A 14,695-nucleotide genomic window follows, 5' to 3' on the forward strand; every position below is an offset into this window, starting at 1 on the left:
TCGATGAAAACCGCCGGTTCCGCGCTGCGGCCTCGCGATCCTTGTGGCGCTCCGGGGCAGACCCTACAACGGTGCGGTCGCGCGCTCCGGCGCGCCGCCCCCCTGTCGCGATCGGGACCATCCGCACGTCGCATCGGCGCGCGGGTCGGCGCGAGCCGCGATGCCGATCCCCTCCCCCGTCGCCGGACACGGACCGCCATGACCGATACGATCTCAGCGGACTTCGTGCACGCCCTGATGCCGGACCTGCGCGAGGCGCTTCGCGAGGCGGCCTCCCTCGCCCTGCCCTTCTTCCGGGCCGGCAGCCAGACCTCGGCGAAGATCTGGTCGAAGGCCGGCGGCTCGCCGGTGACGGAAGCCGACGTCGCCGTCGACACCTTCCTGAAGATCCGCCTGAGCCAGATCGTGCCGGCGGCGGCGTGGCTGTCCGAAGAGACGGCCGACGACGCCGTGCGGATCGGTCACGACCTCGTCTGGATCGTCGACCCGATCGACGGGACCCGCGCCTTCCTGTCCGGGCATCGGGACTGGTCGATCGCGGTGGCGCTGCTGAAGGCCGGCGAGCCCGTGATCGGCTTCGTGAACGCGCCGGCGCTCGGGCACGATTACGAGGCGATCTACGGGCGGGGCGCGACGCGCAACGGCAAGCCGATCGGCGCGCGGCAGGGCGTCGCGCTGCCGACGGCCCGCGTCACCGGCCCGAAGCCGATGATCGACCGGCTGGGGCGTGGCGTCTCGCGCGATCTGGGGGACGCCGCCTTCGAGCGCATCGACCGGATTCCGTCGCTCGCCCTGCGCGTGGCCCGCGTCGCCGAAGGCTCGGTCGATGTCGGGCTGGTCTCCTCGGATGCCCGCGACTGGGATCTCGCGGCGGCCGACCTGATCCTGCGCGAGGCGGGCGGCTCCGTCTGCGACATGTCCGGCGTCGCGACCGTCTACAACCGGACCGATCCGGTGCATGGCGAGCTGGTCGCGCTGCCGAACGACCTGCGCGACGTCGTCGTATCGGCCTGGGACCGGGGCCGGTCGTGACGATCTCGCGGGCTTGAGCCGGTCTGAAACGAAGAAGAGCCGATCCTGCATCTGCAGGATCGGCTCGGCGCGGTCAGGCGTGGGCGGCTTCGCGAAGGGCCAGAGCGGCCGGCGCGAGCCCGAGGCGGTCGGCGAGATGCCAGCGCAACTCTCGGGGCGAATGATAATTGTAGGATCGATCGATGAGGTGGGAGAGGTCGAGGGTCGGGGCGTCCGACGTCGCGCTCTGCTTGATGCACCCCACCTTGAAGGTCGCCGAATCCGTGACGGGCGACCGGACGCTACGGCGTCGGGTGTATTCGAACAACATGGTGTGTTTGATTGTCTTCCGATGTGACCGGGTTTGCTCCGCCACGCGGCGGGCCCGGCTCTGTTTCTGTGGTGTTGCGATTAAGATTGCGTTTACCTTGACCGTCCGGCGCGGCCGCTCCCGGAGGATGGCAACGTCGGATGGTTTCGACCGTGTTCACGGCCGCGTGGATGGGAGACCGATGGCCTCAGGCAGCCTGGAGGTTGCCGGCGGCGTCCTTGCCGCTGCGCTTGTCGGTCAGGATCTCGTAAGACACCTTCTGACCCTCAGTCAGGTTGCGCATGCCGGCGCGCTCGACGGCGGAGATGTGGACGAACACGTCCTTGCCGCCGTCATCCGGCTGGATGAAGCCGTAGCCCTTGGTCTCGTTGAACCACTTCACGGTACCGGTATTCACGTAGAGAACCTCGTATCGACGATGGGTCGAGCCCTCGCGCTCGTGAAAGCGCGAACGGATCGACTGACTTCTAAGTCTGGTATGGGTGGCAGGGCGTCGGGCAAGGAACCCGTAACCGGCGTCCGTCCCAGGGTTTGGGCCCCCCACAACCCTATCTAAGGGCTCCCTGCGGCCGCAACAAGGCAGGGATGCAGGTTCTCGGCGTGCCCGGGCAAAAGCGGAGGCCCGGCGGCTGGGATTCTCGCGGGCCCCAGTGCATATAAGGGTTCGCGCTCAGGCTTTTAGGCGATCCATGGCAGGTATCTCGGTTTCGTTGGAAGGGGCCAACATCCAGCTCTCCTTCCAGAAGGACGATCAGGCGACCGCCGTGGTGATGGATGCCCGCGCCGCCCGCGCCCTCGTGCGCGCCGTCGGGCAACTGCTCACCGCCATCGACGAACCCGAGGAGCCCGACATGGCCGAGGAGATGGGCGACGAGGAGATCGCGATGCTCGACGTGACCTCCTCCGCGATCGAGATCGGCACCGACGACCAGGGCCAGGCCGTCGTCGCGCTCCAGGCCGGCGCCCTGCCGCCGTTCCAGCTGCGCCTGACCGACGAGGAGGCCCGTCACGTGGCGACGAGCCTCTCCGAGATCCTCGCGGCCCCGCGCGACGTGCGGGCGTCGCACGGCGGCCATTGATCCGTTCCTACATCCTGACGCCGGGATCGGTCGGGGCGCCGGGAAACACGTCCGGCTCCGAGCCGGGGCCGCCGGGCTCGTCGATGCCGGGATCGTTCACCGGATAGGGCGTGCGCGGCCCTGTCGGCCCGATATCGGGCATCTCGTCCGGCGGGACGGGCGGCGGAAGGTCCCCGGGGGTCGGATCGGGGGTCGGAAGGCCGGGATTGGCCATGCGCTGCCTCGTGCAGTTGGGAATGAGCTAGCCAACGGATCGCCTGCGCGAGGGTTCCGCGCATTCCTGGGTTGCCGGATCGTCGGGGAACCGTGGGGAGAAGTCCCGGTTTGCCGGCCGACGTCATCCATCGGAGCGAACCGCCATGCCCGACATCAAGCAAGCCAAGGTCCTGATCCTCGCCACCGACGGGTTCGAGGAGACCGAGCTCACCGTCCCGCAGGCCAAGCTGCGGCAGGCCGGCGCGACGGTCCACGTCGCGTCGCCGAAATCGCGCGAGAAGCCGGAATCGATCCGCGGCTGGGACAAGACCGATTGGGGCAAGAACGTCGCGGTCGACCTCGACCTCGAGACCGTCGATCCGTCTGCCTACGATGCGCTCGTCCTGCCCGGCGGCCAGATCAACCCGGACAAGCTCCGCCTCGAGCCGAAGGCGTTGGAGGTGATCAAGGCCTTCGTGACCTCGGGAAAGGTCGTCGCCGCGATCTGCCACGCGCCGTGGCTGCTGATCGAGGTCGGCGCGGCGAAGGGCCGTGACCTGACCTCGTTCTCCTCGATCCGCACCGACGTGATCAATGCCGGCGCCCGTTGGCACGACCGCGAGGTCGTGACCGACCACGGCATCGTCACCAGCCGCAATCCTGGCGATCTCGATGCGTTCTCGGGGAAGATCATCGAGGAGATCGCCGAAGGGCGGCACGAGCCCCGCTCCCTCGCCGCCTGATCGCGCGACGACACCAGAGAAGGCCGCCTGCCCTCTCGGCGGGCGGCCTTTTCGTCAAATGGAAGCCTCGTGCTCCGCTCAGCGCTTGGCGACGACGGCCTTCTGCGCCTTCGGCTTCATGCCGGTGGTGCTGGCGATCAGCGCCGAGAGGTGATCCTGGTCGAGGTCCGCGGCCGCCTTCTGCGCCGGCTGGGCGGCGACGCGGTCGGGCTTGCGCGGCTCGATCGACCCGGTGGTCACCGGATCGGGCAGGCTCGCCAGAACCTGAGTGCTCGGCGCCGGATCGCGCTGGACCCGCAACGCCCAATGGGCGGCGGTGGACAGCGCCGCGATCGCCAGGATCGCCTTGACGCCGCTGGTGAGGAACCCCCGCATGATGGTCAAGCCCGACAAAACGCAGTGACACGCGACCGGTTCCCCGGCCCATTGCCACTGTTGCCGATGAGCGTGAACGAAATCCGAAGGTCGGCACCGGCTGCCGTCCCGGAACGGGGCGAAACTTGTGTGGGCCATGCGCCGGGTCCGCGGTTCCTGTTCCCCGCGCCTCCGACACGCCTGCAGCACCCCGGCCCACCAGGATTCACAGGAGCGGTCCAGAGAACTGGTCCGGGCCGCCCCGTCACTGCCGACCCCGCGTCCATGCAGGCCCGAGCGGGCTCGCGAAACCTTCAGGCGCATCGGCCGCGGGGACCGCCGATGTAGGTGAAGTGCAAAGAGCCGGCAACCGATGCTCAGGACGATCCGCGCGTCCGCGACGATCCGCCTGCCGCTTCGGCGAAGGCCAGGAGCGTGGCGACGTCGTCCTCGCCCTCGGGCGTCGCGAGATGCGCGAAGGTCTCGGCCGCTCCGGCGAAGATCGCGCCGCCGGCCGGGTCCGGCGCCAGGAAGTCGACGATCTCGTGCATTTCCGCGACCCATCGGTAGGCCTTCGGCATCATGTCGGGAAACCCGCCGGCGAAGCGGGCGAGCAGCTCCGGCTCGCTCTCCGCCAGCTCCGCCCGCAGCGCGTCGGCGGCGCCCGCGCGCTCTGCGCCGAGGACGATCGCCGCGGCCACCGCCTTCAGGCCCTTGTTGATGCCGGCATAGGCCATCTTCAGGGCGGACGCCGCCCCGACGCCACCCGCGCAGGCCCGCATGTCGAGGCCGCATGCGCGCAGGGCCATCAGCGGCGCGAGGTCGTCGCCGGCGACGTAGACCCGCGGCCCCTTCGCGCCGGGTTCGGGCGGGAGCCCGAGGATCGCACCATCGAGGAACGGTGCGCCCGTGCCCGCGATGATCGCGGCGATGCCGTGCACCGTCGCCGGCGACACCGCATTGCAATCGACGTAGACCGGCTTTTTCGGCTGAGCCGCCAGGCTCGGGGCGAGGCGGACCGCGAGGCCGGCGGCATCGGCCGGCGGCACGATCGACAGGATCAGGTCGGCCGCCGCGATCTCCGCATCGTCGGCGTGGCTCATGCCGGCGGCCCGGGCGCGGGCGCGGGTCCCGGCGCTCCTCCCCGTCAGCGAGGTCAGGACGCGGAAGCCGTTCTCGGTGAGGCGGCGGGCGACCGCGCTTCCCATGGCGCCCGGGGCGATGACGGCGATGGTCGGCATCGAATCACCTCAAGCCATGGCCCGAACCACAGGGACGATCCGCGGCGGATCCGTATCGAAGTGGCAGGCACCCGATGGTGCCCGCCGTCGTCGTGCTAGCGCAGCGAGCCGCAGAAGCGCTGGATGCGGTTGCACGCTTCCTCCAGCGTCTTGGTCGAGGTGGCGTAGGAGATGCGCAGATTCGGGCCGAGGCCGAAGGCCGAACCGTGCACGGCGGCGACGCCCTCCGCCTGCAGCAGCTCGGTCACGAAGTCCTCGTCGGTGGCGATGGTCTTGCCCGACGGGGTCGTGCGCCCGATCGTCTCGGCGCAGGACGGGTAGACGTAGAACGCGCCCTCCGGCGTCGGGCATTGCAGGCCCTTGGTCTGGTTCAGCATCGAGACCACGAGGTCGCGCCGCTCCTGGAACGCCGCCTTGAACTGCGCGAGGTGCGCCTGCGTGCCGTCGAGCGCGGCCACCGCCGCCCATTGCGAGATTGAGGACGCGCCCGAGGTCTGCTGGCCTTGGACGAAGTCCATCGCCTTGATCAGCTTTTCCGGGCCGGCGGCGTAGCCGATGCGCCAGCCCGTCATCGCGTAGGCCTTCGAGACGCCGTTCATGGTCAGCGTGCGCTCGTAGAGGCCGGGCTCGATCTGCGCCGGGGTGACGAATTCGAAGTCGCCGTAGGTCAGGTGCTCGTACATGTCGTCGGTGAGCACCCAGACGTGCGGGTACCTCATCAGCACGTCGGTGATCTTCTTCAGCTCGGCATGGCTGTAGGCGGCGCCCGAGGGATTCGACGGCGAGTTGAGGATGATCCACTTGGTCTTCGGTGTCAGCACCCGCTCCAGCTCCTCGGGCTGGAGCTTGAAGTCGTGCGCCATGTCGGTCTCGGCGAAGACTGGCGTGCCGCCGCAGAGCACCACCATCTCCGGGTAGGACACCCAGTAGGGGCGCGGGATCACGACCTCGTCGCCGGGGTTCAGCGTCGCCAGCAGCGCGTTGTAGATCACGTGCTTGCCGCCGGTGCCGACGATGGTCTGGGAGACCTTGTAGTCGAGCCCGTTCTCGCGCTTGAACTTCTTCACGATCGCTTCGCGCAGCGGCACGATGCCCGACACCGGCGGATACTTGGTCTCGCCCCGGGCGATCGCCTCGATCGCGGCCTGCTTGATGTGCTCGGGCGTGTCGAAGTCGGGCTCGCCGACCGACAGGCTGATCACGTCCATGCCGCCGGCTTTCAGGTCGCGCGCCTTCTGCGTCATCGCGATCGTCGCGGATGGTTTTACGCGCGAGAGGGCGTCGGCGAGAAAGCCCATGGTCGGGTGCTCCGGTTTTCATGCAGGTTTCGCCGTTCCGTGACGGCGGCGGGACCGTAGTCGCGGCTCCTGGGACGAGCAAGGCGCCGGCTCGGGGTTCGCCGGCAAACGTCACGCACGGGGTGCAGGGCTCGTGCTCGGCCGCCGCCTCGACGGCGGCTTCCGGCGACACCATCTCCTGGCGATGGCAACGCTCTCCGTCCTCGACCTGTCGTTCGTCGGTTCCGGCTCCAGCCCGGCTCAGGCGCTGCGCGACTCCCTCGACCTCGCCCGCCACGTCGACCGCCTCGGCTACGGGCGATACTGGCTCGCCGAGCACCATGCCCTGCCCTCGGTCGCGAGCCCGGCCCCCGACATCATGGTCGGCCAGATCGCGGCCGCGACCCGGACGATCCGGGTCGGCTCGGGCGGGATCATGCTGCCGAACCACGCGCCGCTGATGGTCGCCGAGCGCTTCAAGGTGCTGGAGGCGCTGTTTCCCGGGCGGATCGACCTCGGCCTCGGGCGCGCGCCCGGCACCGACGGCATCACCGCCCAGGCGTTGCGCCGGCGCGAGGCGCCGCGCGGCGGCGACGACTTCCTCGAGCGGCTGCAGGAGCTGATGCTGTGGGAGACCGGCGGCTTCCCCGAGGGCCATCCGTTCAACACGGTGACCGTGATGCCGGCCGGCGTGCCGCTGCCGCCGATCTTCCTGCTCGGCTCGTCGGATTACAGCGCGCATCTGTCCGCGCGCGTCGGGCTCGGCTTCGCCTTCGCGCAGCACTTCGCCTCGTTCGACGCGCGTGGCCCGATGCTCGACTATCGCCGCGGCTTCCAGCCCTCGCGGTGGGGCACCCGGCCCCATGCGATCCTCGCGGTCGCGGCCGTGTGCGCCGAGACCGAGGCGCAGGCCGAGCGCCTGGCGCTCAGCACCCAGCTGGCGACGCTCCGGCGCGAGCGCGGCGAGTACGCGCCGATCCCGACGCTCACCGAGGCCGAAGCCTATCCCTACAGCGATGCCGAGCGCGCCCGCATCGCCCGCGGCCGAGACCGGTTGCATGTCGGCACGCCGGAGACTGTGCGCGCCCTGCTCTCGGGCCTCGCCGAGGCGACGCAGGCCGACGAGATCATGGTGGTCTGCGCCGTTCCCGATCAGGAGGCCCGGCGGCGCTCCTACAGCCTGCTGGCGCAGGCCTGGGGACTCGCCGAGACGGCCGCGGCCGCGTGAATCGCCGGACGACATCCTGACCAGCCTGTCGCCTCGACCGGTCCCGGGCTCCTGACATCGATCCGGGATCGGCGCATCCTGGCGGTCTCGACGCGGCTTCGCGGCGTCGGGCACGCGGATGGCCCGTCGAAGGGCCGCCACCCAGGCATCGACGATCTCGGGAGGAGAGAACGATGGGCGATCGACGCGATTTCCTGAAGGCGACGGCCGGTCTCGCGGCCACCGCCATGGCCGCCCCGGTCGCGGCACGGGCCGCGGAGAAGGGGCCGCCCGCGCCGACCGCCTTCGGCATGCCGCGCAACATGATCCTGATCAACCTGCGCCGCGACGGCGGCTACGGCCTCGGCCTGAAGACCCCGGACGGCGTGCTCGACGTCGCCGCCGCCGGGAAGGCGGTCGGCCTGCCGGTGCCGGCCGACATGGACGACCTTCTGCAGAACGGGAAGGGCCCGATGCTGCGCGCGGTGATCGACGCGGTCGAGGCGGCCCCCGACCCGCGGCTGACGATACCCGAGGACCGGATCGCCTACGCGCCGCTGGTCACCCGGCCGGAAAAGATCATCATGATGGGATTCAACTATCGCAAGCACGCCGAGGAGACGGGAACGCCGCCGCCGAAGGACCCGCCGCTGTTCAACAAGTACAACAACACGCTCAACCACCACGGCGGCACGATCCGGCTGCCGACGCAGGCGGCGCGCGAGTTCGACTACGAGACCGAGCTGGTGATCGTCTTCGGCCGGGAATGCCACGACGTCTCGGAGGCCGACGCGCTCGACTACGTCGCCGGCTACGCCACCGGCAACGACTTCAGCGCCCGCGACCTGCAGACGCTGACCTCGCAGTTCATGATCGGCAAGACCTCGGACGGGTTCGCGCCGCTCGGGCCTTACCTCGTCACCGCCGACCGCGTGCCCGACCCGAACAACCTGCGCCTGGTGACCAAGGTCAACGGCGCGGTGCGGCAGGACTGGACGACCGCGGACATGATCTTCAACTGCCGCCAGCTGATCAGCTTCGCCTCGAAGGTGATGACCATCAAGCCGGGCGACGTCTTCTACACCGGCACGCCGCAGGGGGTGATCTTCGGCGAGAAGATCCCGCGGGCGGAGCGGCAATGGCTGAAGCCGGGCGACGTCATCGTGTCGAGCCTCGAAGGGCTGGGCGAGCTGCACTTCAGCCTGGTCTGACCGGCGTTCGGAAATACCGATCCGCCCGCTCTCCACGGTCCTCACCGCTTGCGGGAACGCCGTGGCTCCGTACCGGCAACCGAGGGATCGCGCGGATCACCGCGCGATCCTCTTTCCCGTCTACGGCCGAGGCCGCCGTGTCTCAGCCTCCGAACAACCCGCGCAGGCGGCTGAAAAAGCCGCCGGTCGGGGTCGTCGCGGCGGCGGCGCTCGTCGGGGCGGTCGCGGCCGCCCGCGTCGGCGCTTGAACCAGGCCCAAAGCCGCCGTGTCCGTGCTCTCGCGATCGATCAGGATCAGGCCGCCGGTGTCGCGGGTCTCCGCGTAGGGGTCGAACGGCACCGCGCGGTCGAGCTTGAGCGTGACGTCGGCGATGTCGTTGGCGACGAGCTTCTCGGCCGGGCCGGGCTGCCCGGTCTCGGGGTCGATGCGGTTGCGGATGCGGTCCACCACGGCGTTGGCCGTGACGGTGCCGACCTTGGCGAGCAGCGCCGTGCCGGGGGCGAGCTCGGTCTCGGCGGCCCAGAACAGGCGCACGTCGAGGGTGTCGGAGACCTGCATCGGATACGAGGCGGCGGCGATGACGCTGCCGCGCGAGGCGTCGACCTCGTCGGCGAGCACCAGGGTGACCGACTGGCCCTCCTGGGCGCTGGCGAGATCGCCGTCCGGGCCGACGATCCGCGCCACCGTGGAGGTGCGCGCAGACGGGGCGATCGCCACCGCGTCGCCCGGCTTCACCGTGCCGGCGGCGATGAGGCCCGAGAACCCGCGGAACTCAGAGTTCGGGCGGTTGACCCACTGCACCGCCATGCGGAACGGCGAGGCCAGCGCCTCCTCGTGCACCGGCACGCTCTCGAGATAGGCCAGCAGCGGGCCACCCTGGTACCACGGCGCGGAGACCGCCGGCAGCACGACGTTGTCGCCGTTCTTGGCCGAGAGCGGGATCGCCTGGACCTCGACGAAGCCGAAATCGCGAGTGAAGGCGGAGAAGCCCGCCACCAGCCCGTCGAAGGTGGCCTGCGACCAGCCGACGAGGTCCATCTTGTTGATGGCGAGCACGACGCGGCGGATGCCGAGCATCGAGACCAGCAGGGCATGGCGCCGGGTCTGGCGGGTCAGGCCCTGGCGGGCGTCGACCAGGATCACCGCCACGTCGGCGGTCGAGGCGCCGGTGGCCATGTTGCGGGTGTACTGCTCGTGGCCGGGCGTGTCGGCGACGATGAACGAGCGCTTGTCGGTAGAGAAGAACCGATAGGCGACGTCGATGGTGATGCCCTGCTCGCGCTCGGCCTGGAGGCCGTCGACGAGAAGCGCGAGGTCGACCTCCTGCCCTTGCGTGCCGTGCTTCTTCGAATCGCGCTGGAGCGCGGTGATCTGGTCGTCGAAGATCTGCTTGGTGTCGTGCAGCAGGCGGCCGATCAGCGTCGACTTGCCGTCGTCCACCGAGCCGCAGGCGATGAAGCGCAGGACTTCCTTGCTCTGATGCGCGGCCAGGAACGACGCGTAGCCGAACTCGGGGGCGTCGAACGCGTCCTTGGAGGGGTGGACCGTCATCAGAAGTAGCCTTCCTGCTTCTTGCGCTCCATGGCGCCGGCGCCGTCCTTGTCGATCACCCGGCCCTGCCGCTCCGAGGTGCGGGCGGCCAGCGTCTCGCCGATGATCGCCGGCAGCGTGTCGGCGCCGCTCTCGACCGCGCCGGTGAGCGGATAGTCGCCGAGCGTGCGGAAGCGGACCTTGCGCAAGGTCGGCGTCTCGCCGGGCTCCAGCGGCAGGCGGTCGTCGTCGACCATGATCAGCTGCCCGTCGCGCTCGACCACCGGCCGCGGCTCTGCGAAGTAGAGCGGCACGATCGGGATCCGCTCCTGCTCGATGTAGAGCCAGATATCGAGCTCGGTCCAATTGGAGAGCGGGAAGATGCGCAGGCTCTCGCCGCGCTTCTTGCGCAGGTTGTAGAGGTGCCAGGGCTCGGCCCGCTGGCGCTTCGGGTCCCAGCGGTGCTGGGCCGTGCGCAGGGAGACGATCCGCTCCTTGGCGCGCGATGCCTCCTCGTCGCGGCGGGCACCGCCGAAGGCCGCGTCGAACTTGTGCTTGTCGAGCGCCTGCCGCAGCGCCTGCGTCTTCATCACGTCGGTGTGGACTTCCGAGCCGTGGCTGATCGGGCCGACGCCGCGGGCGAGCCCGTCCTGGTTGGTGTGGACGATCAGGTCGAGGCCGAGCTCCTTCGCGCGGGCGTCGCGGAAGGCGATCATCTCGCGGAACTTCCAAGTCGTGTCGATGTGCATCAGCGGGAACGGCAGGCGGCCGGGGGCGAACGCCTTCAGCGCCAGGTGCAGCAGCACCGACGAATCCTTGCCGATCGAGTACAGCATCACCGGGTTCTCGGTCTCGGCGACCGTCTCCCGGAAGATGTGGATGCTCTCGGCTTCCAGCCGCTGCAGGTGCGTGAGGCGGCTGCCGGCTTGCGCCTGGATCGCGGGTGCGGCGCTCATCGGGCCATCTCCGGTCTGTGGGATTGCGTGGTCTCGAATGCCGCGGCTTCCTCGCCGGGCGCGACGTCGGCCTCGGGCACGTGGACGTGCAGGCCGCATTCCTTCTTGGATTCTTGCTCCCACCACCAGCGGCCGGCACGCTCCGGCTCGCCGACGCGGACGGCACGGGTGCACGGGGCGCAGCCGATGGAGGGGAAGCCGCGATCGTGCAGCACGTTGTAGGGCACGTAGTTGTCGCGCACGAAACGGTCGACGTCCTCGCGCGTCCAGTCGGCCAGCGGATTGAGCTTGATCAGGTTGCGGCTCTCGTCGAACTCCGCGAGCGGCGTGTCGGCGCGGTTGGCGGACTGGCCGGCGCGCAGGCCGGTGAGCCAGCCGGCCGCCCCGTCGAGGGCGCGGCCCAGCGGCTCGACCTTGCGGAAGCCGCAGCAGGCCTGCCGCGCCTCGACCGAATGGCGGAAGCCGTTGATGCCGGATTCGCGCACGAACGCTTCCTCGGATCGCCGCTCGGGGGCGTAGGCGCGGATGCGGATGCCGTAAACCGATTCCGTCTCCGCCCAAACGTCGTAGGTCTCGGGATAGAGCCGCCCCGTATCCAGGGTGACGATCTCGGTCCGGCCCTTGGCCATCGCGAGCGCGTGCGTCAGCGCCTGATCCTCGATGCCGAGGCTCGTGGTGAAGACGAGGCGTCCGGGGATCGTTGCCTCGATCAGGGCGATCCGCCCCTTGAGGTCGAGGGGCTTGAGCTGGGCGGCGAGATCGGCCGCCGCCTGGGGGGTGGGAAGGGTCATCGCCTGTTCGTTCGCGGGCCGGGTCGTGCCAGGGGCACTGGTTGTTCCCTGAGATGTTCGCTATAACGAACGGTGTCAAGGCGCCGCCGCGAGGCTCGGATGCCCTGCGCTGCGATGCAGTAAGCCCTGGCAACACGCCGCAATCGGGATCGGTTGCGCGGAAATGGAAGTTCCTTCTCATGGGCGCCCTGCATGGGCCGCATGGCGAAGCGACGTCGAGATGCGAGGTTGGCCGTGGATTCGATCGATCTGAAGATCCTGGCGCTGCTGCAGACGGACGCGACCCTGTCGATCGCCGCGATCGGCGAGCGGGTCGGCCTGTCGCAGACCCCGTGCTGGAAGCGCATCCAGCGCCTCGAGGCCGACGGGGTGATCGACCGCCGCGTCGCCGTGCTCGACCCGGTCAAGCTCGGCCTCGGGCTCACTGTGTTCGTTTCGATCGAGACCGCCGACCATTCGCGCGAGTGGCTGGAGCGATTCGCCGGCACCGTCTCGGCGATGCCCGAGGTGCTGGAATTCTACCGCATGGCCGGCGACGTCGATTACATGCTCCGCGTCGTCGTGGCCGACATGAGCGCCTACGACACGTTCTATAAGCGCCTGATTGCGACGCTGCCGTTGAAGAACGTCACCTCGCGCTTCGCGATGGAGAAGGTGAAGTCGACGACGGCCCTGCCGCTGCCCGCGCCGCCGACGAACGGCCGCCAGATCCAAGGATTGCCGCCGACCCTCGTGGCGGTTGGAGAATAAAGTTCTTTTTTGCGCCGCAACGACGATCGACTCCTTCTCCAAATCAAGCGTTCTGTAAAACGGACGTTTTCCCGTTGACAGGGGCCTTCCGCCCCACGACATGGTCTTCCGATGTCACGCCAAAGCCTTCTTCCCCGCACCGCGCCGTTCGGCGACAGCGAGCGGGCCAGCCTCGACGCCGTGCTCGGCAGCGCCACCGCGATCCAGCGCGCCTGGCTCGCCGGCTTCCTCGCCGGGATCGACGCGGCCGGCGGGCAGCCTGCGGCGGCACCGGCCGCTCCGCCGAAGGCCGCCGAGCCGCTGACGATCATCTACGCGAGCGAATCCGGCAACTGTGAGGCCCTGGCCGGCACCGTTGCCAAGCTCGCGCGCAAGCAGGGCTTCAAGCCGAAGGTCATCGACTTCGCCGACCTCGACCTCGCCGTGCTGCCGAAGGCCGGCAAGCTCGTCGCCATCGCCGCGACCTGGGGCGAAGGCGAGCCGCCCGCCCGCGCGACCCACACCTACAACGCCCTGATGGGCGACGGCGCCCCGCGCCTCGACGGCGTCGAGTTCGCGGTGCTCGCGCTCGGCGACACCTCCTACGCCGAGTTCTGCGCCATCGGTAAGGCGCTCGATGCCCGTTTCGAGACGCTGGGCGGCAAGCGGGCGGCCGAGCGCGCCGACCTCGACCTCGACTACGAGAGGCCGGCCGCCGCCTGGATCAAGGACACGCTGAAGGCGCTGGCGCCGGCCCCGGTCGCCGCCGACAACGTCGTGGCGGTCGACTTCGCCCGCGCCACGGCTGCCGAGGACGAGGATGCCGAGCCGAGCCGCGAGCCGGTCGTGGTCGAGGTGGTCGAGCACGTGAACCTCAACTCGTCGCGCTCGGACAAGGAGACGATCCACCTCGCGCTGGCCTTCGAGGACGGCGCGCCCGCCTACGAGCCCGGCGACTCGCTCGAGATCTACCCGGAGAACGACCCGGCCCTGGTCGAGGAGATCCTGAAGGCGACCGGCCTGACCGGCGACGAGGCCCTGCGCCGCTCGCTGCTCGCCGAGCGCGACATCACCACCCTCTCGGCCGCCACGGTCGAGCGCTTCGTGAAGGCGACCGGGCACGACGAGGCCAAGCGGCTGATCGAGAGCGGCGAGGTCCGCGCCTGGATCGAGGGCCGCCACCTTATCGACCTGATCGAGACCTATCCGGCGGCCCTGACCGCTGAGCATCTCGGCGGCATCACCCGTCCGCTGCCGCCGCGCGCCTACTCGATCGCCTCCTCGCGCAAGGAAGTCGGCGACGAGGTCCACCTCGTGATCGCCGCCGTGCGCTACGAGACCCACGGCCGGGCGCGGACCGGAGTCGCCTCGACCCACGTCGCCGACCGGATGTCGGACGGCGCCAAGCTCCGGGTCCGCCTGAAGCCGAACCGCCACTTCCGCCTGCCCGCCGACCCGGCGACCGACATCATCATGGTCGGGCCCGGCACCGGCGTCGCCCCGTTCCGCGCCTTCGTGCAGGAGCGCCGCGCGGTCGAGGCCACTGGCCGCTCCTGGCTGTTCTTCGGCGACCGGCACTTCACCCACGACTTCCTGTACCAGCTCGAATGGCAGGAGGCGCTGGAGGACCGCTCACTTACCAAGATCGACGTGGCGTTCTCGCGCGACCAGCCGGAGAAGCTCTACGTGCAGCACCGCATCGACCAGCATCGCGAGGAGCTGGTGGAGTGGCTGGAGGGCGGCGCGCACCTCTACGTCTGCGGCGACGCCAAGGCGATGGCCAAGGACGTCCGCGTCGCGGTCGAGAACGCCTACGCGGCGGTGAAGGGCCTGAGTGCCGACGATGCCGCAGCGGCGGTGTCGGCCCTTGAGCGCGCCGGCCGTTACCAGCAGGACGTGTACTGAGATGCACCGGCCCTCCCCCGCTGCGGGGGAGGGTGGCCCCTGCCTCGGCAGGGGTCGGGAGAGGGGCCCCCCCTTTCCGGAGATGTCGCTCCCCTCTCCCGACCCGCATCGCGGGCCACCCTCTCCCGCAGAGG

The 14,695-nt window shown here is 69.9% G+C and carries 16 protein-coding genes; 7 read left to right on the forward strand and 9 right to left on the reverse strand.

All coding sequences use genetic code 11. The features are described 5' to 3' along the window. Positions 1-198 precede the first annotated feature (198 nt). The gene (locus MKK70_RS23535; RefSeq protein WP_243950284.1) at positions 199-1,032 is read left to right on the forward strand and encodes a 3'(2'),5'-bisphosphate nucleotidase CysQ; all 834 of its coding nucleotides are present in this window, start codon (positions 199-201) and stop codon (positions 1,030-1,032) included. Positions 1,033-1,105: 73 nt separating this feature from the next. Here the strand turns inward: MKK70_RS23535 and MKK70_RS23540 are convergent, their stop codons facing one another. Together MKK70_RS23540 and MKK70_RS23545 are read right to left on the reverse strand one after the other, a co-directional pair. Further along, complete coding sequence (locus tag MKK70_RS23540) at positions 1,106-1,342, reverse strand: AsnC family transcriptional regulator (protein ID WP_147725966.1); 237 nt, start codon at positions 1,340-1,342, stop codon at positions 1,106-1,108. Positions 1,343-1,529: 187 nt separating this feature from the next. Then, complete coding sequence (locus MKK70_RS23545; RefSeq protein ID WP_243950285.1) at positions 1,530-1,739, reverse strand: cold-shock protein; 210 nt, start codon at positions 1,737-1,739, stop codon at positions 1,530-1,532. Between the two features lie 292 nt (positions 1,740-2,031). On the opposite strand from MKK70_RS23545, the gene MKK70_RS23550 reads away from it, so the two are divergent. Continuing rightward, entirely contained in the window at positions 2,032-2,421 is a 390-nt protein-coding gene (locus MKK70_RS23550) for a hypothetical protein (RefSeq protein ID WP_147843063.1), read from the forward strand. Between the two features lie 7 nt (positions 2,422-2,428). On the opposite strand, the gene MKK70_RS23555 is transcribed toward MKK70_RS23550, so the two are convergent. After that, entirely contained in the window at positions 2,429-2,635 is a 207-nt protein-coding gene (locus MKK70_RS23555; RefSeq protein ID WP_243934347.1) for a hypothetical protein, read from the reverse strand. A gap of 145 nt (positions 2,636-2,780) precedes the next feature. Here MKK70_RS23555 and MKK70_RS23560 point away from each other — a divergent pair, with 145 nt between their 5' ends. After that, complete coding sequence (locus tag MKK70_RS23560; protein ID WP_243950287.1) at positions 2,781-3,359, forward strand: type 1 glutamine amidotransferase domain-containing protein; 579 nt, start codon at positions 2,781-2,783, stop codon at positions 3,357-3,359. 78 nt (positions 3,360-3,437) lie between these two features. Here the strand turns inward: MKK70_RS23560 and MKK70_RS23565 are convergent, their stop codons facing one another. The 3 genes from MKK70_RS23565 to MKK70_RS23575 form a co-directional block, all read right to left on the reverse strand. Next, the gene (locus tag MKK70_RS23565) at positions 3,438-3,734 is read right to left on the reverse strand and encodes a hypothetical protein (RefSeq protein WP_243950289.1); all 297 of its coding nucleotides are present in this window, start codon (positions 3,732-3,734) and stop codon (positions 3,438-3,440) included. 356 nt (positions 3,735-4,090) lie between these two features. Then, entirely contained in the window at positions 4,091-4,954 is an 864-nt protein-coding gene (locus tag MKK70_RS23570; protein WP_243950291.1) for an NAD(P)-dependent oxidoreductase, read from the reverse strand. Between the two features lie 95 nt (positions 4,955-5,049). Beyond that, entirely contained in the window at positions 5,050-6,252 is a 1,203-nt protein-coding gene (locus MKK70_RS23575) for a pyridoxal phosphate-dependent aminotransferase (protein ID WP_243950293.1), read from the reverse strand. 184 nt (positions 6,253-6,436) lie between these two features. On the opposite strand from MKK70_RS23575, the gene MKK70_RS23580 reads away from it, so the two are divergent. Both MKK70_RS23580 and MKK70_RS23585 read left to right on the forward strand, forming a co-directional pair. Continuing rightward, positions 6,437-7,459 carry an LLM class flavin-dependent oxidoreductase gene (locus MKK70_RS23580; protein ID WP_243950348.1) on the forward strand — a complete coding sequence of 341 codons (1,023 nt, stop codon included), beginning with the start codon at positions 6,437-6,439 and terminating at the stop codon, positions 7,457-7,459. A 173-nt stretch (positions 7,460-7,632) separates the two neighbouring features. Continuing rightward, positions 7,633-8,649: a fumarylacetoacetate hydrolase family protein gene (locus MKK70_RS23585; protein ID WP_243950295.1), complete on the forward strand. Its 1,017-nt coding sequence runs from the start codon at positions 7,633-7,635 to the stop codon at positions 8,647-8,649. Positions 8,650-8,791: 142 nt separating this feature from the next. Here the strand turns inward: MKK70_RS23585 and cysN are convergent, their stop codons facing one another. Genes cysN through MKK70_RS23600 form a run of 3 tightly spaced genes read right to left on the reverse strand, consistent with a single transcriptional unit; the run spans position 8,792 to position 11,927 of the window. Continuing rightward, positions 8,792-10,201: a sulfate adenylyltransferase subunit CysN gene (cysN, locus tag MKK70_RS23590; protein ID WP_243950297.1), complete on the reverse strand. Its 1,410-nt coding sequence runs from the start codon at positions 10,199-10,201 to the stop codon at positions 8,792-8,794. Beyond that, entirely contained in the window at positions 10,201-11,136 is a 936-nt protein-coding gene (cysD, locus tag MKK70_RS23595) for a sulfate adenylyltransferase subunit CysD (RefSeq protein WP_243950299.1), read from the reverse strand. Before cysD ends, cysN begins: the two co-directional genes overlap by 1 nt. Continuing rightward, positions 11,133-11,927 (reverse strand): phosphoadenylyl-sulfate reductase, encoded by a 795-nt coding sequence (locus tag MKK70_RS23600; protein WP_243950301.1) that lies wholly within the window; start codon positions 11,925-11,927, stop codon positions 11,133-11,135. The genes cysD and MKK70_RS23600 overlap by 4 nt, the downstream gene beginning before the upstream one ends. 234 nt (positions 11,928-12,161) lie before the next feature. Between MKK70_RS23600 and MKK70_RS23605 the strand changes: the two genes are divergently transcribed. Both MKK70_RS23605 and MKK70_RS23610 read left to right on the forward strand, forming a co-directional pair. Beyond that, positions 12,162-12,677, forward strand: coding sequence for an Lrp/AsnC family transcriptional regulator (locus MKK70_RS23605; RefSeq protein ID WP_147725948.1), 516 nt, complete (start codon positions 12,162-12,164; stop codon positions 12,675-12,677). Between the two features lie 111 nt (positions 12,678-12,788). Next, positions 12,789-14,561: a sulfite reductase flavoprotein subunit alpha gene (locus MKK70_RS23610; protein WP_243950303.1), complete on the forward strand. Its 1,773-nt coding sequence runs from the start codon at positions 12,789-12,791 to the stop codon at positions 14,559-14,561. Positions 14,562-14,695: the final 134 nt, after the last annotated feature.

This window comes from Methylobacterium sp. E-041 (assembly GCF_022829665.1).
Lineage (GTDB): Bacteria > Pseudomonadota > Alphaproteobacteria > Rhizobiales > Beijerinckiaceae > Methylobacterium.